The following is a 21,250-nucleotide window of genomic DNA, read 5'->3' on the forward strand; positions in this document are numbered from 1 at the left end:
AGACGGTATTTTTTACGGGTATCGGGAATGAATGGGGCTTACAGCCACAGGACGGCAAGCTTCCATAATGCCCATAATGATACGGATAATCCTGTACACAGGCGGATATATCGGTTTTGCATGATTTTTTTCAGTTGCAGGGAAAAAATGCCGATTGCCAAAAGATTGGGCAGCGTACCCAGTGCAAAGGCAAGCATATACAGTCCGCCGGTTGTCGCACTACCGCTTCCCAGCGCGTAAAGTGATGCGCTGTAAACCAGTCCGCACGGCAGCCAGCCCCATAATATTCCGACAGCAAGGCAGGCGGGTATGGATTTTATGGGCAGCAGCCGGTTGAGTATCGGGTTCAGGTTGCGCCATATCGGTTTGCCGATTTTCTCGATTTTTGCCGCCAAGGAAGAAATACCGCTCAAGTATAAGCCTAAAAAGAGCAGCAGGAGGTTGGAGGCTGTGTATAAAATATTTTGCAGGACGCGGGTTTGGTCGAGTGAAATGCCGAGTTGTCCGATTAATCCGAGCATCAGGCCGATTGCCGTATAGCTGCTTATCCGTCCTGTGTTAAGCAGCAGAATCAGCCAAAAGCGGTTGATATGCGGGGGGAGTTGGAGCGCAAACGCGCTGCTTAATCCGCCGCACATACCGATGCAGTGAGTTCCGCCGAAGAAACCGAGCAGGAACAGGGTGAGGAAAGTGATGTCGTGGTTCATGGATGGCTCATGGTCAGATGTTTGTCGGGGAAAACGGACAATTTCCGGCAGTCCGACCAATAGGGTTTGACGAGGGCATTCCCCGTGCTGTTAAAGTCTTGAATAAGGATGCGGTTTGTGTCATGAATTTCGACGGTCCTGTAAAATCCGCCCTTTGCTGTGCTGTCGGCGGGTTTGCCGTGTGCGTCAAAATACAGGACGGTGCGGTTGTGAAGATGCGCGCAATTTGAAACGGCGGGGCTTGCCGGTATGTTTCGGGTGCAGGCGGCAAGGGTTGCCCAAGGGAAAAGCAGCAGGAACAGGCGGGACATTGTGTTTCTTGTAAGGGGTAACAAACAGTATAATGGCTCATTTTAATCCTCAGGCGGCGGGAGATGGAAGCATTTCCCTTCGGGCTCGGGGATTTCGGATTCGGAAGCAACAGACAATACGGGATTTCGGAACAATATGAAAACTTTGAAATTTACCAAAATGCACGGTTTGGGCAACGATTTTATGGTGATTGACGCGGTCAGTCAGGATTTTACCCCCGAGGACGTGCCGATTGCGGCATGGGCGGACCGCTTCCGGGGCGTGGGCTTCGACCAGCTTTTGGTGGTCGGGTGTTCGGAAACCGAAGGCGTGGATTTCCGTTACCGTATTTTCAATGCCGACGGTAGCGAGGTCGGGCAATGCGGCAACGGAGCGCGTTGTTTTGCCCGTTTTGTTGCAGACAAGGGTTTGACCGATAAGAAAGAAATTTGTGTTGAAACGGCCAAGGGCATTATTTTTCCGAAATTGTCCGATAACGGTATGGTTACGGTCAATATGGGCAAACCGAAGTTTATGCCGTCTGAAATACCGTTTGTCCCCGAATCGGGCGAGGGGGATGATGCCTGTATTTACGGGGTGCATCTCGAATCCGGCATTCAGCCTGTCAGCTGCGTCAATATGGGCAATCCTCATGCTGTGATTGTAGTCGATGACGTGGAATGCGCGCCGGTGCGCGAAACCGGTTCGCGTATCGAACCGCACAGGCAGTTTCCCGAACGCGTCAACGTCGGCTTTATGCAGGTTGTCGGACGGACGGCAATCCGTTTGCGCGTGTTCGAGCGCGGCGTGGGCGAAACCCAAGCGTGCGGTACGGGCGCGTGTGCGGCTGTGGTGGCGGGTATCCGTCTGGGGCTGTTGGATGAAGGGAAAACGGTAGAGGTGGTTTTGCCGGGCGGGACTTTATATATCGAATGGGCCTGCGGCGGCGATGTGATGATGACCGGCCCTGCGGAAACCGTGTTTGAAGGCGAGTTGGCGTATTCATGATTTTGCTGCATTTGGATTTTTTGTCTGCCTTACTGTATGCGGCGGTTTTTCTGTTTCTGATATTCCGCGCAGGAATGTTGCAATGGTTTTGGGCGAGTATTGCGTTGTGGCTCGGCATCTCGGTTTTAGGGGTAAAGCTGATGCCGGGGATGTGGGGAATGACCCGCGCCGCGCCTTTGTTCATCCCCCATTTTTACCTGACTTTGGGCAGCATATTTTTTTTCATCGGGTATTGGAACCGGAAAACAGATGGAAACGGATGGCAGGCAGACCCCGAACATCCGCTGCTCGGGCTTTTTGCCGTCAGTAATGTATCGATGACGCTTGCTTTTGTCGGAATATGTGCGTTGGTGCATTATTGCTTTTCGGGAACGGTTCAAGTGTTTGTGTTTGCGGCATTGCTCAAACTTTATGCGCTGAAGCCGGTTTATTGGTTCGTGTTGCAGTTTGTATTGATGGCGGTTGCCTATGTCCACCGCTGCGGTATAGACCGGCAGCCGCCGTCAACGTTCGGCGGTTCGCAGCTGCGACTCGGCGTGTTGGCGGCGATGTTGATGCAGGTTGCGGTAACGGCGATGCTGCTTGCCGAAATCGGCAGATGATTGTGATGCCGTCTGTATCGGAACAAAAAGTTATAAAGAAATAAATTTTGGGTATTGGTTTTTTAGGCGGCATAGGTTTAGGATAAAGCTATATCCGAAATTTGTTTATGGTTCGGCGCAAATCCCCTGCAATCGGACAGGATACCGATGGGGATTGCGCCTTACTGTCGAAACCTTATTATTCAGGAGCAGAAGATGAAAATTGCAAACAGCATCACCGAATTGATCGGCAACACGCCTTTGGTCAAACTGAACCGTTTGACCAAAGGTTTGAAGGCAGAGGTTGCCGTGAAACTGGAATTTTTTAATCCGGGCAGCAGCGTCAAAGACCGCATTGCCGAAGCAATGATCGAGGCCGCCGAAAAAGCGGGAAAAATCAACAAAAACACCGTCATTGTCGAAGCAACCAGCGGCAATACGGGTATCGGTTTGGCAATGGTATGTGCCGCACGCGGCTACAAACTGGCGATTACCATGCCGGAAAGCATGAGCAAAGAGCGCAAAATGCTGTTGCGCACGTTTGGCGCGGAACTGATTCTAACCCCCGCCGCCGAAGGTATGGCGGGCGCGATTGCCAAAGCGCAATCCTTGGTGGACGCTCATCCAGACACTTATTTTATGCCGCGCCAGTTCGACAATGAGGCAAATCCCGAAGTCCACCGCAAAACAACCGCCGAGGAAATTTGGAACGATACCGACGGTAAAGTCGATGTCTTCGTTGCCGGCGTCGGCACGGGCGGTACGATTACCGGCGTGGGCGAAGTATTGAAAAAATACAAACCCGAAGTTAAAGTGGTTGCCGTCGAGCCTGAGGCTTCCCCCGTATTGAGCGGCGGCGAAAAAGGCCCGCACCCGATTCAAGGTATCGGCGCAGGTTTTATTCCGACCGTTTTGAATACCGAAATCTACGACAGCATTACCAAAGTGCCGAACGAAGCGGCTTTTGAAACCGCCCGTGCAATGGCGGAAAAAGAAGGCATTTTGGCGGGCATTTCTTCCGGTGCGGCGGTTTGGAGCGCGTTGCAGCTTGCCAAACAGCCTGAAAACGAAGGCAAGCTGATAGTCGTGCTGCTGCCTTCTTATGGCGAACGCTATCTCTCTACGCCACTTTTTGCAGATTTGGCATAATGCTTTAATCGGATTGTCGAAACATTCAGACGCATTTTTCGGTATCGGTGTAACGCCGTGCCGGAAAATGCGTTTTTGCATATATACCGAAAACGCCGGTTGTGTTTTAATCAGGTGTTGGCGCCGCCGCATTGCTTGAGGGAAATATTTTTTATTCGGGTTTTATCCGGCAGGACGGATTTTGCCCCAACGGAAAATAGCCGGCCTGCCCGTAAAGTCAGCCGTTTGTCCGGGCGCAGCCGGGGCTTTGGGCTTCAGACGGCATATTTTCGGAATGGCGGCACTTTTGCCGGCGGCGCGGCAGCCATATGGGGAAGGGAGGGGATATTGTGGTCGGTAACGGAAAAAAAATATGCCGCACCATTGCTGGTGCTGGGTTGCGCGGTGTTCGGATTGGGCAGCCTGATTGTCAGATCCGTCCCCGTCGGCCCGTATGCAATCGCATTTTGGCGGTTGCTGATTTCGGTATTGGTATTTTGGTTTTTGGCACGGTTTTTCGGACAAAAATTCCCAAAAAACAGAAAAACCGTCCGATATGCCCTGACGGCGGGCGTGTTTCTCGCTTTCGATTTGGCACTTTGGCACGAAAGCATACACGCGGTCGGGCCGGGTATTTCCACCCTGCTCAACAGCCTGCAAATCTTTTTCTTGTCGGCAATCGGTGTTTTCTTTTTCGGCGAGCGTTTGGGCAGGCTGCAGGCGGCAAGCTTGATGTCGGCGGTTGTGGGCGTGGCGATGATTGCCGGTGCGGAATTCGGCTACAACGGTAATGCGGTTTGGGGATTCGCCAGCGGTTTGGTGTCCGGGCTGATGCTTGCCCTATCTATGGTGTTCGTCCGCAAGACTCATGAAGTCGAACAGGTGGCGCTTTTCCCTTCAATGATGATTTTGAGTTTGGGCGGCGCGGCATCGCCGATTGTTCCGGCATTGCTGATGGACGGCGGCGCACTTTATCCGACCACTTGGAAAGATTCGGGTTTGGTGCTTGTGTACGGGGCGTGGTGATGCAGTGTTTTGCGTGGGCGATGGTTGCCTATGCGATTCCGCTGCTTTCCCTGTCGCTGACGGGGCTGTTGCTTTTGTCCGAACCGGTCGCCGCCCTGTTCATCGATTATTTCGGATTGGGCAAAACGATTGAAGGCGTGCAGTGGGCAGGGGTGGTGCTGACGCTTTCGGCGATTTACCTCGGTTCGCTGAAACAGCCGTCCGAGCTTTGACTCCGGTCGGCATCAGATTTTCTGCCGTGGCAAACCTGCGTACGATTGGACTGGCAGGCAGTCAAAACCGGCAAGACCAAACATGCCGACAACGGCGCGGAGCGGAAAATGCCGTCTGAAGCCCTTTCAGACGGTATCGGGGCGGGCAGAATCAAAAAAGCCGCCTCCGCAGGAATGGCAATGCAACTAAAATAATGTCCGTATTTCCATATGCCGCCCACACCGTCAGTCGGACGAAATGCCCTTTATTCAATGGGATGGGTTTCCACACAAACGGAAATAACCGGCTTTTCACTTGCCGACGGATAAAATCAACCGATGATTTAAACACAGGCAAATCATACGCCGCCCGAACGCATCATTTTTCCAGGCAATCCATATGTGCCGCCCATATCGATAATGCCGGCAAGGCGGTGCATATAGTGGATTAAATTCAAATCAGGACAAGGCGACGAAGCCGCGGACAGTACAAATAGTACGGCAAGGCGAGGCCAGGCTGTACTGGTTTAGATTTAATCCACTATATTATCCCCGAGGCTGCCGGTAGGGAAACAAGGCGTTTGATGATAAAAATGCCGTCTGAAACAGGGTTCGGACGGCATTTTTGATGTTCCGGCGTAATTTTCCGGCTTAACGGATTGCCGTGCCGGCCCTGCCGAAATCGCCGAAGTTCATCAAAATGAACATTGCCTTGCCGACAACCAGCTTGTCATCCACAAAGCCCCAGTAGCGCGAATCGGCACTGTTGTCGCGGTTGTCGCCCATAGCGAAATAGCGTCCTTCGGGAACTTTGCACACGAAACCGCTGCCGTCGTCGGCATATTGGCAATGGTTCAGACCGCTTTGATCTATGGAATATCCGTTTTCAGACATAATATCGGAGGTATATTTGCCCAATACGGGCAGGGAAACGGCAGGCTGTCCTTCTTTTTTCAGAATATTGAAGGATTTGCCGTCCAGACCGCTGCGGAACATATCCGTGTTGTGGATTTCGGATGGGTCGGTATCGTCAGGATAACGGTATGTGCCGTCAGGAATGTCGGAAGCCGGTTTTCCGTTTACCGTCAAAACTTTATCTCGATATTCGACAATGTCGCCCGGGATGCCGACAATACGCTTGATGTAGGTCATCTCCGGCTGCAAAGGATAGTTAAAAACAACGACATCGCCCCGTTCGATTTTGCCCGTGGGGATGAATACATTGTTTAAAACGGGTGCGCGCAGGCCGTAGGAAAATTTGCCGACCAAAATGAAATCGCCCTTGATTAATCCCGGGCGCATCGAGCTGGACGGGATTTGGAACGGTTCGGCAATAAACGACCGGATGAGGAACAATACCAAAACGGTAGGGAAGAAACTGCCGAAATAATCGCCGAAGTGGCTGCTTTCCGAGATTTCGGGATGAGTCTTCAGGCGGTATTTATATACCCCCCAAGCCGTACCGCACAATACAACGAAAATCAGGAAAACGGCGGTAAAGCTCATAAACAGGGACAAAGCGGCAAACACACCGACCGCCGTCAGGATATAGGCGTATTCGAGGCCGGAACTCCATTCACCGTTTTCCTGCCGTTTCTTGTCGCTTTTGAAATAAAGGATGATGCCGGCAAGCAGCGCGGCAGCCGCGCCCGACATTAGCATTGTGTTCATTGTTGTTCCTTAACGGTTAAAAACCCGCCCGGCCGTGCAACCGTTTTAAGGCGGCAAATTGCAAAATTTGTTTGCGGGCGCGTGCCGCTGAAATCAGGGCGGTTTGAGAGGTGTTCCCGACGCGCCCGCCCTATGTGCCGAAATATTATTTGTCGCTCACCTGCAAAATCGCCAAGAACGCGCTTTGCGGAATTTCCACGTTGCCCACTTGTTTCATACGGCGTTTGCCTGCTTTTTGTTTTTCAAGCAGTTTTTTCTTACGCGTAATATCGCCGCCGTAACATTTCGCCAAAACGTTTTTACGCAGGGCTTTAACGTTTTCTCGGGCGATAATCTGGCTGCCGATGGCGGCTTGGACGGCGATGTCGAACATTTGGCGCGGAATCAGTTCGCGCATTTTCGATGCCAGCTCGCGGCCTTTGTGAACCGCGCTTTGACGGTGTACAATCAGGCTTAAGGCATCGACTTTTTCGCCGTTAACCATAATGTCGAGCTTAATCAAATCAGACGGTTGGAATTCTTTGAAATGGTAGTCCAACGAAGCATAACCGCGCGAAGTGGATTTGAGTTTGTCGAAAAAGTCCATTACGACTTCGTTCATCGGCAAGTCGTAAGTCAGCATCACTTGGCGGCCCATATACTGCATATTGACCTGCACGCCGCGCTTTTGGTTACACAAAGTCATGACGTTGCCGACGTATTCCTGCGGCACAAGGATGGTCGCGGTAATAATCGGCTCGAGAATGGTTTCGATGCTGCCGATGTCGGGCAGTTTGGACGGGTTTTCAACTTCGATTTTTTCGCCGCTTTTCAACACGACTTCGTAAACCACCGTCGGCGCGGTGGTAATCAAATCCATGTCGAACTCGCGTTCCAAGCGTTCCTGCACGATTTCTAAATGCAGCAGGCCTAAGAAGCCGCAGCGGAAGCCGAAGCCCAATGCTTGAGAAACTTCAGGCTCGAATTTCAACGAAGCATCGTTCAGCTGCAATTTTTCCAAAGCGTCGCGCAAGGCTTCGTAATCGTGGCTTTCCACAGGATAGAGACCCGCAAATACTTGGCTTTGTACTTCTTGGAAACCGGGCAGCGGCTCAGTGGCAGGGTTGGCAACCAAAGTAACCGTATCGCCGACTTTCGCCTGTCCCAATTCTTTCACGCCGGTAATCAAAAAACCCACTTCGCCGGCTTTTAGTTCTTGTTTTTGAACCGATTTCGGTGTGAATACGCCCAGCTGCTCGACCTGCGTTTCCGCCTTGGTGCTCATAAAGCGCACTTTGTCTTTCAGTTTGATGGTGCCGTTTTTCACTCGAATCAGCATGACCACGCCGACGTAATTGTCAAACCACGAATCGACGATAACGGCTTGCAGCGGCGCGTTTTCGTCGCCGGTCGGCGCAGGAATTTTGGCAACGATTTCTTCCAAAACGTCTTCCACGCCGATGCCGCTTTTGGCTGAACACTGCACCGCGCCGACGGCATCGATGCCGATGATGTCTTCGATTTCCTGTTCCACACGCTCGGGGTCGGCGGCGGGCAGGTCGATTTTGTTCAAAACGGGCACGACTTCCACGCCCAAATCAATCGCGGTATAGCAGTTCGCCACGGTTTGCGCTTCCACGCCCTGCGACGCGTCAACGACCAAAAGCGCGCCTTCGCAAGCCGACAGCGAACGGGAAACTTCGTAAGAGAAGTCGACGTGTCCCGGCGTGTCAATCAAATTAAGCTGATACACCTGCCCGTCGCGTGCTTTGTAGTTGAGTGCGGCGGTTTGCGCTTTGATGGTGATGCCGCGCTCTTTTTCGATGTCCATGGAATCGAGCACCTGCGTACTCATTTCGCGCAAATCCAAACCGCCGCAATATTGGATGAAGCGGTCGGCAAGCGTCGATTTGCCGTGGTCGATGTGGGCGATGATGGAGAAATTTCGGATATTTTTCATTGAGTTGTTTTTAATGCTGAACGGTAGGTTTTAGAAATGCCGTCTGAACAAACAGCGGTACGTCCGAATATCGGGCGCAACGTGGAAATAGCCCGATATTCTAACGGAAAACCGCTGTTTTGGCATGATTTGATAAAGGTTTTATAAAGATTTGACGATTTCTGCCACCATTTTTGCAGAACTTGCCGCCGCCGTTTTCAAAAACTCTTCAAAGCTGATGTCTGCCTTTTCGTCCGCCGAATCGGAAACAGCGCGGATGATGACGAACGGCGTTTCCAACTGATGACAGGTTTGGGCAATCGCCGCCGCTTCCATTTCCACTGCTTTGACTTCGGGGAAGTGCTTGCGGATTTCCGCCACGCCTTCGCTGCTGTGGACGAAGCGGTCGCCGCTGACAATCAGGCCTTGTTCTACCTCCGCGCCTTCAAACGTCCGCGCCGCCCGTTTTGCCGTTTCAATCAATATGCCGTCTGAAGCGAACCTTGCCGGCAGTTGCGGCACTTGCCCCCGGGCATAGCCGAATGCGGTTACATCGACATCGTGGTGCTCGGTTTCCGTGCCGATCACCACGTCGCCGACTTTCAAACCCTTGCCCAAACCGCCTGCGCTGCCGGTGTTGATGACGCAGTCCGGTGCGAATTGACGGATAAGCCAAGCCGTTGCAACCGCCGCGTTGACCTTGCCGATGCCGCTCAATGCAAGCACTATGCGTTTTCCCGCCAATTCGCCTTCATAGGCGGAAAATCTGCCGAAAGAGACGGCTTTGACATTTTCCATCATCTCGCGCAAAAGCTCGATTTCCTGTTCCATCGCGCCGATAACGGCTACTGTTTTCAAAGACATATTGCTAACCTGCTGTGAATTTCGGATAGAACGCCGAATTATACACGCTAACACGGCAGGATTGAGTGGAGGCGGTTTGTCCGTGCCGTCTGAAACGGTTTCAGACAGCACGGCGGATTTTTGGTAGAATGGGAAGGTACAGATTGTTTGAAGATTGGGGGACGAGGATGTTTACCGATGAAAATATGACTGCAAAGGAAGAACTGTTCGCATGGCTGCGCCATATGAACAAAAACAAAGGTTCCGACCTGTTTGTGACGACCCATTTCCCGCCCGCTATGAAGCTGGACGGCAAAATCACCCGCATCACGGACGAACCGCTGACGGCGGAAAAATGTATGGAAATCGCCTTTTCGATTATGAGTGCGAAGCAGGCGGAAGAATTTTCATCGACCAACGAGTGCAACTTCGCCATCAGCCTGCCGGACACCAGCCGCTTCCGCGTCAATGCGATGATACAGCGCGGTGCGACGGCGTTGGTATTCCGCGCGATTACCAGCAAGATTCCCAAGTTTGAAAGCCTGAACCTGCCGCCGGCCTTGAAGGATGTTGCGCTGAAAAAACGCGGGCTGGTTATTTTTGTCGGCGGCACCGGCTCGGGCAAATCGACTTCGCTCGCCTCGCTTATCGACTACCGCAATGAAAATTCGTTCGGACACATCATCACCATCGAAGATCCGATCGAGTTTGTCCACGAACACAAAAACTGCATCATTACCCAGCGCGAGGTCGGCGTGGACACGGAAAACTGGATGGCGGCGTTGAAAAATACGCTGCGTCAGGCGCCGGATGTGATCCTTATCGGCGAAATCCGCGACCGTGAAACAATGGACTACGCCATCGCCTTTGCCGAAACGGGGCATTTGTGTATGGCGACGCTGCACGCCAACAGCACCAATCAGGCGCTCGACCGCATCATCAACTTCTTCCCCGAGGAGCGGCGCGAACAATTGCTGACGGATTTGTCGCTCAACCTTCAGGCGTTTATTTCGCAACGCCTCGTTCCGCGAGACGGCGGCAAGGGCAGGGTGGCGGCAGTCGAGGTACTGCTCAATTCGCCCCTGATTTCGGAGTTGATTCACAACGGCAACATCCATGAAATCAAAGAAGTGATGAAAAAATCCACTACCCTGGGTATGCAGACCTTCGACCAACACCTTTACCAATTGTATGAAAAAGGCGAGATTTCCTTGCAGGATGCCTTGAAAAATGCCGATTCCGCACATGATTTGCGTTTGGCGGTACAGTTGCGCAGCCGCAGGGCACAAAGTTCCGACCCCGATTTGGAACTGCTCTGATGGCGGTATGGATTTCCGGACGGGCAGTTTGACATGATTTATCCGTGGCATCAGGAACAATGGCGGCAGATTGCCGAGCATTGGACGAGCCGTCCTAATGCGTGGCTGTTTGTTGGCAAAAAGGGGACGGGGAAGACTGCGTTTGCCCGCTTTGCGGCGAAGGCGCTGTTGTGCGAAACCCCTGCACCGGGCTGCAAACCCTGTGGCGAATGTATGTCCTGCCATCTGTTTGGACGGGGAAGCCATCCCGATTTTTACGAAATCACGCCTCTGGCGGACGAACCCGAAAACGGACGCAAACTGTTGCGGATCAAAATCGATGCCGTCAGGGAAATCATCGATAATGTGTACCTGACTTCGGTACGGGGCGGTTTGCGCGTGATCCTGATTCATCCTGCGGAAAGTATGAATGTCCAAGCCGCCAACAGTTTGTTGAAAGTGTTGGAAGAGCCGCCGCCACAAGTGGTCTTTTTGCTGGTAAGCCACGCGGCGGACAAGGTTTTACCGACCATTAAAAGCCGCTGCCGGAAGAAGGTTTTGCCCGCTCCTTCGCATGGGGAAGCATTGGCGTATCTGCGCGACAGGGGTGTGGCGGAGCCTGAGGAACGTCTGGCTTTCCATTCGGGCGCGCCGCTGTTTCAGGAGGAAGGCGAGCTTCGGGAATTGAGGGCAAAGCTGCTGGAGATATTGGCAGAGCCGAGATTGTTGAAGATTTTGGATTACGCCGCGCTTTTCGATAAGGAAAAACTTCCGCTCGCCGTATTTGTCGGGTGGATGCAGAAATGGCTGGTCGATTTAGGCTTGTGCCTGCAACACATGAAACCCGTCTATTATCCCGCTTATGAAGACAGGCTGCTTCAGACGGCATCGGGTTTCCGTCCGCGCAATGTATTTGCGGCGGAGGATATGCTCAAACAGCTTGCCCCTTACGGGTTTCATACTTTAAATGTCAAAATGCAGATCGAGCATCTGCTCATCAACTATTTGGAATTGAAGAAAGAGAACAGGTGAATTATGTCAGACGGACAAAATATTCCGGCAAAAATGATGTCGTTGCAGCTGAAAGACATGAATCTGCTGTACAGCTCCTATATGCCGTTTTTGGAACACGGCGGTCTGTTTGTGCAGACCGACGACGTATTTTCCATCGGGGACGATATTCTGCTTGCCGTAGAAATCCTCAACTTCCCCAAACTGTTCCTGCCGACCAAGGTCGCCTGGATTAATCCTGCGAGTACTTCCTCCAAACCCAAAGGGGTGGGGCTGGCATTCACAAAACACGAAAACTGCCTGAAAGTCAAAGACCAGATCGAAGTCGAACTGGGCAGCACAATCAGCGGCAGCAGACCTACGTTTACCATGTAACGCTATGCATATCATCGATTCGCACTGCCACCTCAATTTTGAAGGTTTGAAAGAACGCCTGCCCGAAGTTTTGTCCAACATGGAAGCAAACGGCGTGGGGCAGGCACTCGCCATCAGCGTCAGTAGGGAAAGCTTCTCCGAAGTCTTTGCCGTCGCCGAAGCGCACGAACACATCTATTGCACCATAGGCGTACATCCCGACAGCAAGGAAGCCGAAGAATTTTCCATTGCGGAAATGGCCGAAGCCGCCGCCCATCCGAAAGTGGTCGGCATCGGCGAGACGGGTTTGGATTATTACTGGTGCAAAGGCGATTTGTCTTGGCAGCACAAACGCTTTGCAGACCACATCGAAGCAGCCAATCAAACCGGACTGCCCGTTATCGTCCATACGCGCGATGCGGCGGCGGACACCTTGGCGATTTTAAAAGAATGTAAAACCAATTCGGGTGTGATTCACTGTTTTTCCGAGGATGTCGGTTTTGCCCGGGCTGCCATGGATTTGGGGCTTTATATTTCTTTCTCGGGAATCGTTACCTTTAAAAACGCCCCCTTGGTTCAGGAGGCGGCGAAATACGTTCCGGACGACCGCATTTTAGTGGAAACCGATGCGCCGTTCCTTGCCCCCGTTCCCAAACGAGGCAGGCAGAACGAACCGGCTTTTGTGCGTCATACTGCCGAACATATTGCCAAATTGCGGAATCAAACATTGGAACAGGTTGCGGCATATACGACGGAAAACTTTTACCGGCTGTTTAAAAAAGTACCCGATATGCGGGTCGTCTGACCCTGTGCCGACGATAAGGAAAACCATGAAGGCAATTCATCCGTATGCATGTCCGCGCTGCTGCCGGCTGCCTGCCAACACGTTTCGGACAGGCATGGCAAATTCCGCTTCCAAATTCTGCATTGCCAAAGGCGGCAGACGGGAAGTAAAAAAAGACGAAAGCGGCGGCGGATATGCCCTGTGCCATTTGCCGGACAGCAGGATTGTCGAGGAGTGGGAATATTGCCGTTCGCAACATTGATACTGCGCGATATACGGCAAATATTGTGGGAAGTTTCCGCTTTTGCGTATAATGCGCCCTACCTGACAAATTTTGTCAACTTTATCAAAAGGAATAAGCGATGGCTTCCATCCACGACCAAATTAAAGAAGTAGTAACGACACACCGCGTCGTATTGTTTATGAAAGGTACGAAGCAGTTTCCGCAATGCGGTTTCTCTTCCCGCGCCGTGCAAATCCTGAACGCGGCAGGCTGCACCGATTACGTTGCTGTCAACGTATTGGAAAATCCCGAAGTACGCCAAGGCATTAAGGAATACAGCGACTGGCCGACCATCCCCCAACTTTATGTGAACGGCGAGTTTGTCGGCGGTTCGGACATCCTGATGGAAATGTATGAGGCAGGCGAGCTGCAAGAGCTGCTGAAAGCCTGATGGATTCGGCAATGCCGTCTGAACGTGTTTCAGACGGCATTTTCTTTTCCGGCAAATTAAAAAAAAGTATAATGACGCGTCTCAAAATCACACTGGAACACCGCGATGAACGTTAACGTTATCAACCATCCGCTCGTCCGCCACAAACTGACCCTGATGAGGGAGGCGGATTGCAGCACCTACAAATTCCGTACGCTGACCACCGAGTTGGCGCGCCTGATGGCATACGAGGCAAGCCGTGATTTTGAAATTGAAAAATACCTTATCGACGGATGGTGCGGACAGATTGAAGGCGACCGCATCAAAGGCAAAACCCTGACCGTCGTCCCCATCCTGCGCGCCGGTTTGGGTATGCTCGACGGCGTGCTCGACCTGATTCCGACTGCCAAAATCAGCGTGGTCGGTTTGCAGCGCGACGAGGAAACGCTGAAGCCTATTTCCTATTTTGAGAAATTTGTGGACAGTATGGACGAGCGTCCGGCTTTGATTATCGATCCTATGCTGGCGACAGGCGGTTCGATGGTGGCCACCATCGACCTGTTGAAAGAAAAAGGTTGCCGCAACATCAAAGCCTTAGTCTTGGTTGCCGCCCCTGAGGGCGTGAAGGCTGTTAATGATGCGCATCCCGATGTTACGATTTATACCGCCGTGCTGGATAGCCGTTTGAACGAAAACGGCTATATTATTCCCGGTCTGGGCGATGCGGGCGACAAGATTTTCGGCACGCGCTAACTGACTGATTTTCGGATTTGATATGAATTTCCAAGACTATCTCGCCACATTTCCTTCAATCGACCATCTGGGCGGTTTGGATGTTCAGGATGCCGAAGGCAAAACGGTTCACCACATTCCCGCCGTTCAGGGCAAGCTCGGTTCGCTCAAGCTGTACAATGCCTTGGCGGAACGTTTTGATGGAAAATTGGGTAAAGAAGCGGCAGAACAGGGTTTGATATGGTTTGCCGAACATGTTGCCGACGCGCGCGCCCATCCGGGGAAGCATCCGAACATCGATTTGCTGGAAAATGTCGTGCAAAGCGGCGAAACCCTCCTGCTCAAACCGCTTGCCGCGCAATAATTTTCGACCATGCCGTCTGAAATTCGTTTCAGACGGCATTTTGTCGGAAAGAAGACCGTAAAACGGGCATTTTCTTTTCTATTTGGCTGTGTTTTAACAATCCGTTGATTTTTGCACTAATTTTTGATAAAATCCCTTATAACAAATTGAACTATAAGGGATTTTATAATGTCGGGCGTAACAAAAGAATTAGACATTTTAAAACAACTTTTTGAAAATTTGTCCGATACGGATAAACAGGCTTTTTTGACTTCTGTCAGCTCAAAAGAACAGGTTAAAAAAGTCATTGAACCAAGAAAAGTTACGAAGTGCCCACATTGCCAATCTACACATTTCGTCAAAAATGGCAAAGATTGTGGCAACCAACGTTTTTTGTGTCGTGATTGTAAAAAGTCTTTTGTTGAGCAGACAGGCACTATTCTCTACAACACGCAAAAAGACATTGAAGTTTGGGAAAAATACATTCATTGTATGATTGAAAAATACCCACTTCGCAAATGTGCTGAAATTTGCAAAATCAATCTTGCTACTGCGTTTACTTGGCGGCACAAAATTTTGGACGCACTTCAAAACATGATGAATGAAGTTGAGTTAGACGGCATTGTGCAAGCTGATGAAACTTATTCGACGATTTCTTACAAAGGGCACCACAAAAATTTTAATCTGCCACGTCCTGCTCACAAACGAGGAACGAGAGCAACGAAACGTGGCATTTCCAAAGAACAAGTTTGTGTTCCTTGTGGTATCAATTTAGACGGTAAATCTGTTGCTAGAATTAGCAATTTGGGTAAGCCATCTCTAAAAAATATCAACTGATTGGCATTGAAAACAACCCAAAAATGTTTGCTCTTGCCGCCAGTAATATGATTTTACGCGGAGACGGTAAAGCCAATTTACACCAAAGCAGTTGTTTCATGACTGATTTTCAGGATTTAATCAAAAATCCCAAACCTGAAACAGGCTTAAAACGCCCAAATGTTGGCTTTCTCAATCCACCTTACGCCCAATCCAAAAGCGATGCCGAATTGCATGAACTTTATTTTGTCAAAGAAATGTTGGATATGTTGGCAGAAGGTGGCACAGGCATTGCCATTATTCCAGTCAGTTGCGTGATTGCACCAAGCAAAGCCAAAAGCGAAATTGTGAAATATCATCGCTTAAAAGCCGTGATGTCTATGCCGAGCGAACTGTTTTACCCAGTTGGCACGGTAACGTGCATTGTCGTATTTGAAGCCCATAAACCGCATTTTCAGACAGTCGTGATTGACCCGGACACACAAGAAGAAATCAGCACGAAAAAAGCCTGTCGCAAAACGTGGTTTGGCTACTGGCGTGATGACGGTTTTGAAAAAACCAAACACTTGGGACGCATTGATTTATACGACCGCTGGCAGGGCATTAAAGCGCGCTGGTTGGAACATTATTTAAACAACGAAGTTCACACAGGAGAATCGGTAACAGCATTTGTAACTGATAACGATGAATGGGTTGCCGAAGCCTATTTGGAAACTGATTATTCCAAAATTACCCGAGCAGATTTTGAGCAAGTCGTGCGTGAATTTGCTTTATTTCAACTACTGGGAGCGGAAGTAGGGCCGACTGAAAATTTGGATAATGAAAGCTATGAAGACGATGACAATAACGACTTCGGAGACGATGAATAATGGTTGAATTGCAAGAGATTTTTGATGTGAGTTACGGTTCAAAATTAGATTTGAATAAAATGAGCAGCTTCAATCCAACAATCAACTTTGTAGGCAGGTCAGGCAAAAATAATGGTGTAACAGCATCTGTGGATTTATTGAAAAATACAAAACCTTATCCAGCAGGATTATTAACTGTTGCATTAGGTGGTTCTGTTTTATCTACTTTTTTACAAAACAAACCATTTTATACAGCTCAAAATGTTGCTGTTTTAAATCCCAAAACAGAAATGACAGAACAACAAAAACTCTTTTATTGTGCTGCTATTTTTGCCAATGCCTACCGTTTTTCTGCTTGCGGTAGGGAAGCTAACCGCACGTTACGACAACTGTTTGTGCCATCTTTGGATGAGATCCCAAGCTGGGTTGAAAGCGTGAATTTAAATCCATCTGCGGGTGTAAACGAACCGAAATTAAAAGAATCGCTTGATTTGCCTGTGGTTCGACAATCAAAACGACTTGATGAAATTTTTACTATTCAAAACGGCATTGCCGCAACCAAATTAAAAGAATTTGAACAACGGCAAAAAGACACGGTTGTCTATATCCGTCCTGCCAGTACGCAAGCAAGAACGCTACGAAGTTATATCGCTCGTGATAGCGTTGATGAAAAACATATTTTTCCATGCCATACGCTTTTCACTTCTACCAATGGCGAAGGTAGCCATACTTATAGCTATGTTTCAACTTGTGAATTTGTAGCAAATAGTGATGTCGCCGTATTAACACCCATACAGTCCGATATGCCAATAGAAGTAAAACTGTATTACGCTAAATGTATTACAGCAAACCGCTATCTGTTTTCTTATGGACGTAAACCCAAAGGCGAAAAATTAAAAAGCATTATGTTACCGTATTTTGACCAACAAGAAGATTTTGATTATATCTGCCGTTTCATTCACACCTTGCTATTTAGTAACAATTTGTAGATTACCACCCTTATAAACAAAACAACCCGCCGTAATAGATGAAATAGAGAACTGTTTTTTTAGTGTGAATTCATCTTAAGCAATCAACGGATTGTTAAAACACAGCCTTCTATTTCAGGATACGGGCAATGATGTTTCAACACACAGGACGACACATAAAGCGCCGCCCTATGTGTTGCCCTAATTTGAAAGGGGTTACACCCCTTTCAAATAAAATCTGATGCTGCTGCCACGAAGGACGGATGTCCGAATGGCGGGGTTTCAACCATTAAGGAAATTATGATGAAAAAAATGTTCCTTCCTGCCGCATTGCTTCTGTCGGCTGCCGCCCAAACCGTGTGGGCGGATACGGTATTTTCCTGTAAAACGGACAACAACAAATACATAGAAGTTCAAAAAATCAACCGCAATCTTTACGAATATTCGTTCGGCAGTGCGGCAAAAAAAGAAATTGCCATACGCAACAGCAAAGCTGACCTGTTGGGGCGTTCCGACAGGTGGCAAGGCATGGGCAGCGGACGCCGGGCAACGATGAAATTCCAAAACGGCGAATTTATGTACACCGTATGGACAGGCTTCGATTCCGTGACTCATACGGAAAGCAGCGGTGTCGTTGTGGAGCGTAGGGGCAAGGAAGTCGCACGGTTAGGCTGTACGCCGAAAACCGCGCAGGCGAATTTCAACGATGACGATTTTTCCCGGTAATCGGGGCGGATAAGGCGATGGAAACAGCGAAGCCCGTCATGCTGATTGTCCGCCCGTCGGGCAGGGCGAAGGACGATGTGGAAGTCTGCCGTCGTGCCGGATGGCAGGCGGAAGTGTTGAGTCCGATTGAAATCGAAACCGACGAAGCAAGCCTGAAACGGCTGCCGGAAATGTATGCCCGTGCGGATGCCGTGTTTTGGGTCAGTCCGACCGCCGTTGAAACCGCCGTCCCGTACCTTAACCTTTCAGACGGCATAAAGGCGCACATTGCCGTAGGGCAAGGCAGCCGCCGTGCCTTGGCGCGTTATGCGGGCGCGGGCGTGTTTGCACCTGAAGACGGCAACGACAGCGAGGCGGTTTTGCGCCTGCCGGTTTGGAACAGTCTGCCCGAAGGTGCGCGCGTATTGTCTGTGCGCGGACACGGCGGGCGGGATTTTCTGATGAATGCCTTGCAGGAGAAAGGTTTTCGGACGGAGGTGGCAGAAGTCTATTTCAGACGGCATAAACCTTTGAACTTTCAAAATTTCCAAACCGAAAATATTGCCGCCGCCTATATTACGTCCACAGAACTTGTGCAGTCGCTGTTTGCACAGCTTCCGCCGCAATTTTCCCGATTCTTCAAATCCTTGCTATACTTTACCCATCATCCGCGCATTGCGGAGGCATTGAAGCGCGAAGGCGTGTGTTCGGTCGAAACCGTCCCTACGCTGGAAGCCGCGCTTTCCTATTCTTCCATTTCCGTTTCAGACGGCATGGTCTTTCCCGGAACCTCAAACCAATAAGGAGCAAAACGGTGGGCGAACCTGAAAACAAATCATCCGAACCCGTACGCGAGATACAGGCATCAAAAGAAATGCCGTCTGAAACCTCTTCCCCACGCAAAGAAAACGAAACAGAAGTACACATTCCCGCCGCTCCTTTTATCGTCAAACAGTCCGGCAGCAACGCTTTGGCGGCCTGCGCCTTGGTATTGGCGGCATTGGGTTTGGGTGCAAGTGGTTTTTTGTTTGTCCAAGGACAGAATGTCTTGAAAAACCAAGAGCTGGCATTCAACCAGAAAATCGACAAAGCCGCCTTGGGCGAGTCGGAAAACGCCGCCCTGCTCAAAGACAACCTCAACCGCCAAAGTGCCATACAGTCCGAACTCGACCGTTTGGACAGCGGTGTCAAAGCCAACGGCGAACAAATCCTGATGACGCAAAAAGCCTATCGCGAGCTGACCAAAGGGCGTGCCGATTGGCTGGTGGACGAAACCGAGACCATACTCAATCTGGCGGCGCAACAGCTGGTGTTGACCGGCAATATCCAAACGGCAGTCGGCGTGTTGGAGCATATCGACAGCCGCCTGTCCCGTTTCGATCAGGCAGAGCTTCTGCCGATCAAACAGGCGGTCAGCAGCGATTTGGCGGAACTGAAAAACCGTCCCTATGTCGATATTTCCGGCACGGCATTGCGCCTCGACCGGTTGGAAACCGCCGTATCCGGACTGCCGCTGATTTTGGACGGCGTATTGAAACCGGGCGTACAGGCCCGCAACGAAGCCGTTTCCGCTTCATGGTGGCAGAACGTATGGGAAAAATCCCTCGGCACATTGAAGGGGCTGGTCGAAATCCGCCGTTTGGAAAACAACGATGCCATGCTGATTTCTCCCGAACAGGCATATTTTGTGCGTGAAAACCTGCGTCTGCGCCTGTTGGATGCGCGCACCGCATTGATGCAGCGCAACGGCGAAGTCTATCAGGGCGATTTGAACAATGCCGAAGCCGCCGTCAGACAGTATTTCGATGCCAAGTCGCCCGCCACGCAGTCGTGGCTGAAAGAACTGGCGGAATTGAAAACACTGGATGTACGCATGACGGCGGATGACGGCTTGAAGACCAGTTTAAATGCCGTCCGCGCCTATCGCGACGGTACGCGCATGACGGCGGCGGAAAATCAAGAAGCGGAACAGGCGGCTTCCGAACCGGCAAACGAAAACACAGCTTCCGAACCGGCTGCCGCATCGGATGTGAAGGCCATAGAAGCACCGTCCCTGCCTTCGGAACGCAAACCGGAACAGCCTGCAAAAAAACAGCCCGCACCGGAAAAGGCAGGGCGTTCGCCGTCCGCTAAAGGAGAACGCGCATGAAAACGGTAGTCTGGATTGTCGTCCTGTTTGCCGCCGCCGTCGGACTGGCGCTGGCTTCGGGCATTTACACCGGCGACGTGTATATCGTACTCGGACAGACCATGCTCAGAATCAACCTGCACGCTTTTGTGTTAGGTTCGCTGATTGCCGTCGTGGTGTGGTATTTCCTGTTTAAATTCATCATCGGCGTACTTAATATCCCCGAAAAGATGCAGCGTTCCGGTTCGGCGCGGAAAGGCCGCAAGGCCGCGCTTGCCTTGAATAAGGCAGGTTTGGCGTATTTCGAAGGGCGTTTTGAAAAGGCGGAACTCGAAGCCTCTCGAGTGTTGGGCAACAAAGAGGCCGGAGACAACCGGACTTTGGCATTGATGCTGGGCGCGCACGCGGCAGGACAGATGGAAAATATCGAGCTGCGCGACCGTTATCTTGCGGAAATCGCCAAACTGCCGGAAAAACAGCAGCTTTCCCGCTATCTTCTGCTGGCGGAATCGGCGTTAAACCGGCGCGATTACGAAGCGGCGGAAGCCAATCTTCATGCGGCGGCGAAGATGAATGCCAACCTTACGCGCCTCGTGCGTCTGCAACTTCGTTACGCCTTCGATCGGGGCGATGCGTTGCAGGTTCTGGCAAAAACCGAAAAACTTTCCAAGGCGGGCGCGTTGGGCAAATCGGAAATGGAACGGTATCAAAATTGGGCATACCGCCGCCAGATGGCGGATGCTGCCGATGCCGCCGCTTTGAAAACCTGCCTGAAGCGGATTCCCGACAGCCTCAAAAACGGGGAATTGAGCGTATCGGTTGCGGAAAAGTACGAACGTTTGGGACTGTATGCCGATGCGGTCAAATGGGTCAAACAGCATTATCCGCACAACCGCCGCCCCGAGCTTTTGGAAGCCTTTGTCGAAAGCGTGCGCTTTTTGGGCGAGCGCGAACAGCAGAAAGCCATCGATTTTGCCGATTCTTGGCTGAAAGAACAGCCCGATAACGCGCTTCTGCTGATGTATCTCGGCCGGCTCGCCTACGGCCGCAAACTTTGGGGTAAGGCAAAAGGCTACCTTGAAGCGAGTATTGCACTGAAGCCGAGTATTCCGGCGCGTTTGGTGTTGGCAAAGGTTTTTGACGAAACCGCACAGTCGCAAAAAGCCGAAGCACAGCGCAACTTGGTTTTGGCAAGCGTTGCCGGGGAAAACCGCCCTTCCGCCGAAACCCGTTGAAACCTTCAGAC

At 50.9% G+C, this 21,250-nt stretch carries 23 protein-coding genes and 3 pseudogenes; 21 read left to right on the forward strand and 5 right to left on the reverse strand.

Annotated features, from left to right (window positions below; genetic code table 11):
• Positions 1-38: 38 nt before the first annotated feature.
• Positions 39-707, reverse strand: coding sequence for a sulfite exporter TauE/SafE family protein (locus tag DFR77_RS00480; protein WP_003687733.1), 669 nt, complete (start codon positions 705-707; stop codon positions 39-41).
• A complete protein-coding gene (locus DFR77_RS00485; RefSeq protein ID WP_003687735.1) occupies positions 704-1,018 on the reverse strand; it encodes a hypothetical protein in 315 nt (104 codons plus the stop codon). The genes DFR77_RS00480 and DFR77_RS00485 overlap by 4 nt, the downstream gene beginning before the upstream one ends.
• A 136-nt stretch (positions 1,019-1,154) precedes the next feature.
• On the opposite strand from DFR77_RS00485, the gene dapF reads away from it, so the two are divergent.
• From dapF to DFR77_RS13575, 6 genes and pseudogenes are all read left to right on the forward strand, one after another.
• Positions 1,155-2,006 (forward strand): diaminopimelate epimerase, encoded by an 852-nt coding sequence (gene dapF / locus DFR77_RS00490; RefSeq protein WP_003687738.1) that lies wholly within the window; start codon positions 1,155-1,157, stop codon positions 2,004-2,006.
• On the forward strand, positions 2,003-2,608 hold the full coding sequence (locus DFR77_RS00495) for a hypothetical protein (protein ID WP_003687740.1): 606 nt from the start codon (positions 2,003-2,005) through the stop codon (positions 2,606-2,608). The genes dapF and DFR77_RS00495 overlap by 4 nt, the downstream gene beginning before the upstream one ends.
• A gap of 195 nt (positions 2,609-2,803) precedes the next feature.
• The gene (cysK, locus tag DFR77_RS00500; RefSeq protein ID WP_010357288.1) at positions 2,804-3,736 is read left to right on the forward strand and encodes a cysteine synthase A; all 933 of its coding nucleotides are present in this window, start codon (positions 2,804-2,806) and stop codon (positions 3,734-3,736) included.
• A gap of 308 nt (positions 3,737-4,044) precedes the next feature.
• Positions 4,045-4,953, forward strand: a pseudogene (locus DFR77_RS00505) (DMT family transporter).
• 45 nt (positions 4,954-4,998) lie between these two features.
• Positions 4,999-5,148, forward strand: coding sequence for a hypothetical protein (locus tag DFR77_RS13215; protein ID WP_003687747.1), 150 nt, complete (start codon positions 4,999-5,001; stop codon positions 5,146-5,148).
• A 223-nt stretch (positions 5,149-5,371) separates the two neighbouring features.
• A pseudogene (locus tag DFR77_RS13575) lies at positions 5,372-5,479 on the forward strand (IS5/IS1182 family transposase); the annotation flags it as partial.
• 104 nt (positions 5,480-5,583) lie between these two features.
• On the opposite strand, the gene lepB reads toward DFR77_RS13575, so the two are convergent.
• The 3 genes from lepB to DFR77_RS00525 all read right to left on the reverse strand — a co-directional run bounded on the left by lepB (position 5,584) and on the right by DFR77_RS00525 (position 9,385).
• On the reverse strand, positions 5,584-6,603 hold the full coding sequence (lepB, locus tag DFR77_RS00515; protein ID WP_003687750.1) for a signal peptidase I: 1,020 nt from the start codon (positions 6,601-6,603) through the stop codon (positions 5,584-5,586).
• A gap of 145 nt (positions 6,604-6,748) precedes the next feature.
• Positions 6,749-8,542: a translation elongation factor 4 gene (gene lepA, locus DFR77_RS00520; RefSeq protein WP_003694904.1), complete on the reverse strand. Its 1,794-nt coding sequence runs from the start codon at positions 8,540-8,542 to the stop codon at positions 6,749-6,751.
• A 141-nt stretch (positions 8,543-8,683) separates the two neighbouring features.
• A complete protein-coding gene (locus tag DFR77_RS00525; protein ID WP_003687752.1) occupies positions 8,684-9,385 on the reverse strand; it encodes a 5'-methylthioadenosine/adenosylhomocysteine nucleosidase in 702 nt (233 codons plus the stop codon).
• A gap of 167 nt (positions 9,386-9,552) precedes the next feature.
• Here DFR77_RS00525 and DFR77_RS00530 point away from each other — a divergent pair, with 167 nt between their 5' ends.
• The 15 genes and pseudogenes from DFR77_RS00530 to DFR77_RS00610 all read left to right on the forward strand — a co-directional run bounded on the left by DFR77_RS00530 (position 9,553) and on the right by DFR77_RS00610 (position 21,239).
• Positions 9,553-10,683 carry a PilT/PilU family type 4a pilus ATPase gene (locus DFR77_RS00530; RefSeq protein WP_003704392.1) on the forward strand — a complete coding sequence of 377 codons (1,131 nt, stop codon included), beginning with the start codon at positions 9,553-9,555 and terminating at the stop codon, positions 10,681-10,683.
• 33 nt (positions 10,684-10,716) lie between these two features.
• Complete coding sequence (locus DFR77_RS00535; RefSeq protein WP_003687755.1) at positions 10,717-11,694, forward strand: DNA polymerase III subunit delta'; 978 nt, start codon at positions 10,717-10,719, stop codon at positions 11,692-11,694.
• Between the two features lie 3 nt (positions 11,695-11,697).
• On the forward strand, positions 11,698-12,048 hold the full coding sequence (locus DFR77_RS00540; RefSeq protein ID WP_003687757.1) for a PilZ domain-containing protein: 351 nt from the start codon (positions 11,698-11,700) through the stop codon (positions 12,046-12,048).
• Between the two features lie 4 nt (positions 12,049-12,052).
• A complete protein-coding gene (locus tag DFR77_RS00545; RefSeq protein ID WP_003690796.1) occupies positions 12,053-12,832 on the forward strand; it encodes a TatD family hydrolase in 780 nt (259 codons plus the stop codon).
• A 25-nt stretch (positions 12,833-12,857) separates the two neighbouring features.
• Positions 12,858-13,073 carry a putative hemolysin gene (locus tag DFR77_RS00550; RefSeq protein ID WP_003690799.1) on the forward strand — a complete coding sequence of 72 codons (216 nt, stop codon included), beginning with the start codon at positions 12,858-12,860 and terminating at the stop codon, positions 13,071-13,073.
• A gap of 100 nt (positions 13,074-13,173) precedes the next feature.
• Positions 13,174-13,485, forward strand: a complete 312-nt coding sequence (grxD, locus tag DFR77_RS00555) for a Grx4 family monothiol glutaredoxin (protein ID WP_003687762.1) — start codon at positions 13,174-13,176, stop codon at positions 13,483-13,485.
• A gap of 105 nt (positions 13,486-13,590) precedes the next feature.
• Entirely contained in the window at positions 13,591-14,217 is a 627-nt protein-coding gene (upp, locus tag DFR77_RS00565; RefSeq protein ID WP_113852016.1) for a uracil phosphoribosyltransferase, read from the forward strand.
• A 22-nt stretch (positions 14,218-14,239) separates the two neighbouring features.
• A complete protein-coding gene (locus DFR77_RS00570; RefSeq protein WP_003690805.1) occupies positions 14,240-14,560 on the forward strand; it encodes a DUF2322 family protein in 321 nt (106 codons plus the stop codon).
• A 168-nt stretch (positions 14,561-14,728) separates the two neighbouring features.
• Positions 14,729-15,370, forward strand: a pseudogene (locus tag DFR77_RS00575) (IS1595 family transposase); the annotation flags it as partial.
• 29 nt (positions 15,371-15,399) lie between these two features.
• A complete protein-coding gene (locus tag DFR77_RS00580; RefSeq protein ID WP_003690807.1) occupies positions 15,400-16,224 on the forward strand; it encodes an N-6 DNA methylase in 825 nt (274 codons plus the stop codon).
• The gene (locus DFR77_RS00585; RefSeq protein ID WP_003692753.1) at positions 16,224-17,192 is read left to right on the forward strand and encodes a restriction endonuclease subunit S; all 969 of its coding nucleotides are present in this window, start codon (positions 16,224-16,226) and stop codon (positions 17,190-17,192) included. Before DFR77_RS00580 ends, DFR77_RS00585 begins: the two co-directional genes overlap by 1 nt.
• Positions 17,193-17,474: 282 nt before the next feature.
• On the forward strand, positions 17,475-17,897 hold the full coding sequence (locus DFR77_RS00595; RefSeq protein ID WP_003692754.1) for a protein Gly1ORF1: 423 nt from the start codon (positions 17,475-17,477) through the stop codon (positions 17,895-17,897).
• A 17-nt stretch (positions 17,898-17,914) separates the two neighbouring features.
• Positions 17,915-18,679 carry a uroporphyrinogen-III synthase gene (locus tag DFR77_RS00600; protein ID WP_003699580.1) on the forward strand — a complete coding sequence of 255 codons (765 nt, stop codon included), beginning with the start codon at positions 17,915-17,917 and terminating at the stop codon, positions 18,677-18,679.
• Positions 18,680-18,690: 11 nt separating this feature from the next.
• Positions 18,691-20,025, forward strand: coding sequence for a uroporphyrinogen-III C-methyltransferase (locus DFR77_RS00605; RefSeq protein ID WP_003687772.1), 1,335 nt, complete (start codon positions 18,691-18,693; stop codon positions 20,023-20,025).
• Positions 20,022-21,239, forward strand: coding sequence for a heme biosynthesis protein HemY (locus DFR77_RS00610; RefSeq protein WP_003690816.1), 1,218 nt, complete (start codon positions 20,022-20,024; stop codon positions 21,237-21,239). The genes DFR77_RS00605 and DFR77_RS00610 overlap by 4 nt, the downstream gene beginning before the upstream one ends.
• Positions 21,240-21,250 lie beyond the last annotated feature (11 nt).

The organism is Neisseria gonorrhoeae (assembly GCF_003315235.1).
GTDB classification, from domain to species: Bacteria; Pseudomonadota; Gammaproteobacteria; order Burkholderiales; family Neisseriaceae; genus Neisseria; species Neisseria gonorrhoeae.

Coding starts and splice junctions, on each gene's coding strand:
- DFR77_RS00480 (WP_003687733.1), bottom strand. CDS start 707: ATGAACCACGACATCACTTTCCTCACCCTGTTCCTGCTCGGTTTCTTC.
- DFR77_RS00485 (WP_003687735.1), bottom strand. CDS start 1,018: ATGTCCCGCCTGTTCCTGCTGCTTTTCCCTTGGGCAACCCTTGCCGCC.
- dapF (WP_003687738.1), top strand. CDS start 1,155: ATGAAAACTTTGAAATTTACCAAAATGCACGGTTTGGGCAACGATTTT.
- DFR77_RS00495 (WP_003687740.1), top strand. CDS start 2,003: ATGATTTTGCTGCATTTGGATTTTTTGTCTGCCTTACTGTATGCGGCG.
- cysK (WP_010357288.1), top strand. CDS start 2,804: ATGAAAATTGCAAACAGCATCACCGAATTGATCGGCAACACGCCTTTG.
- lepB (WP_003687750.1), bottom strand. CDS start 6,603: ATGAACACAATGCTAATGTCGGGCGCGGCTGCCGCGCTGCTTGCCGGC.
- lepA (WP_003694904.1), bottom strand. CDS start 8,542: ATGAAAAATATCCGAAATTTCTCCATCATCGCCCACATCGACCACGGC.
- DFR77_RS00525 (WP_003687752.1), bottom strand. CDS start 9,385: ATGTCTTTGAAAACAGTAGCCGTTATCGGCGCGATGGAACAGGAAATC.
- DFR77_RS00530 (WP_003704392.1), top strand. CDS start 9,553: ATGTTTACCGATGAAAATATGACTGCAAAGGAAGAACTGTTCGCATGG.
- DFR77_RS00535 (WP_003687755.1), top strand. CDS start 10,717: ATGATTTATCCGTGGCATCAGGAACAATGGCGGCAGATTGCCGAGCAT.
- DFR77_RS00540 (WP_003687757.1), top strand. CDS start 11,698: ATGTCAGACGGACAAAATATTCCGGCAAAAATGATGTCGTTGCAGCTG.
- DFR77_RS00545 (WP_003690796.1), top strand. CDS start 12,053: ATGCATATCATCGATTCGCACTGCCACCTCAATTTTGAAGGTTTGAAA.
- DFR77_RS00550 (WP_003690799.1), top strand. CDS start 12,858: ATGAAGGCAATTCATCCGTATGCATGTCCGCGCTGCTGCCGGCTGCCT.
- grxD (WP_003687762.1), top strand. CDS start 13,174: ATGGCTTCCATCCACGACCAAATTAAAGAAGTAGTAACGACACACCGC.
- upp (WP_113852016.1), top strand. CDS start 13,591: ATGAACGTTAACGTTATCAACCATCCGCTCGTCCGCCACAAACTGACC.
- DFR77_RS00570 (WP_003690805.1), top strand. CDS start 14,240: ATGAATTTCCAAGACTATCTCGCCACATTTCCTTCAATCGACCATCTG.
- DFR77_RS00580 (WP_003690807.1), top strand. CDS start 15,400: ATGTTTGCTCTTGCCGCCAGTAATATGATTTTACGCGGAGACGGTAAA.
- DFR77_RS00585 (WP_003692753.1), top strand. CDS start 16,224: ATGGTTGAATTGCAAGAGATTTTTGATGTGAGTTACGGTTCAAAATTA.
- DFR77_RS00595 (WP_003692754.1), top strand. CDS start 17,475: ATGAAAAAAATGTTCCTTCCTGCCGCATTGCTTCTGTCGGCTGCCGCC.
- DFR77_RS00600 (WP_003699580.1), top strand. CDS start 17,915: ATGGAAACAGCGAAGCCCGTCATGCTGATTGTCCGCCCGTCGGGCAGG.
- DFR77_RS00610 (WP_003690816.1), top strand. CDS start 20,022: ATGAAAACGGTAGTCTGGATTGTCGTCCTGTTTGCCGCCGCCGTCGGA.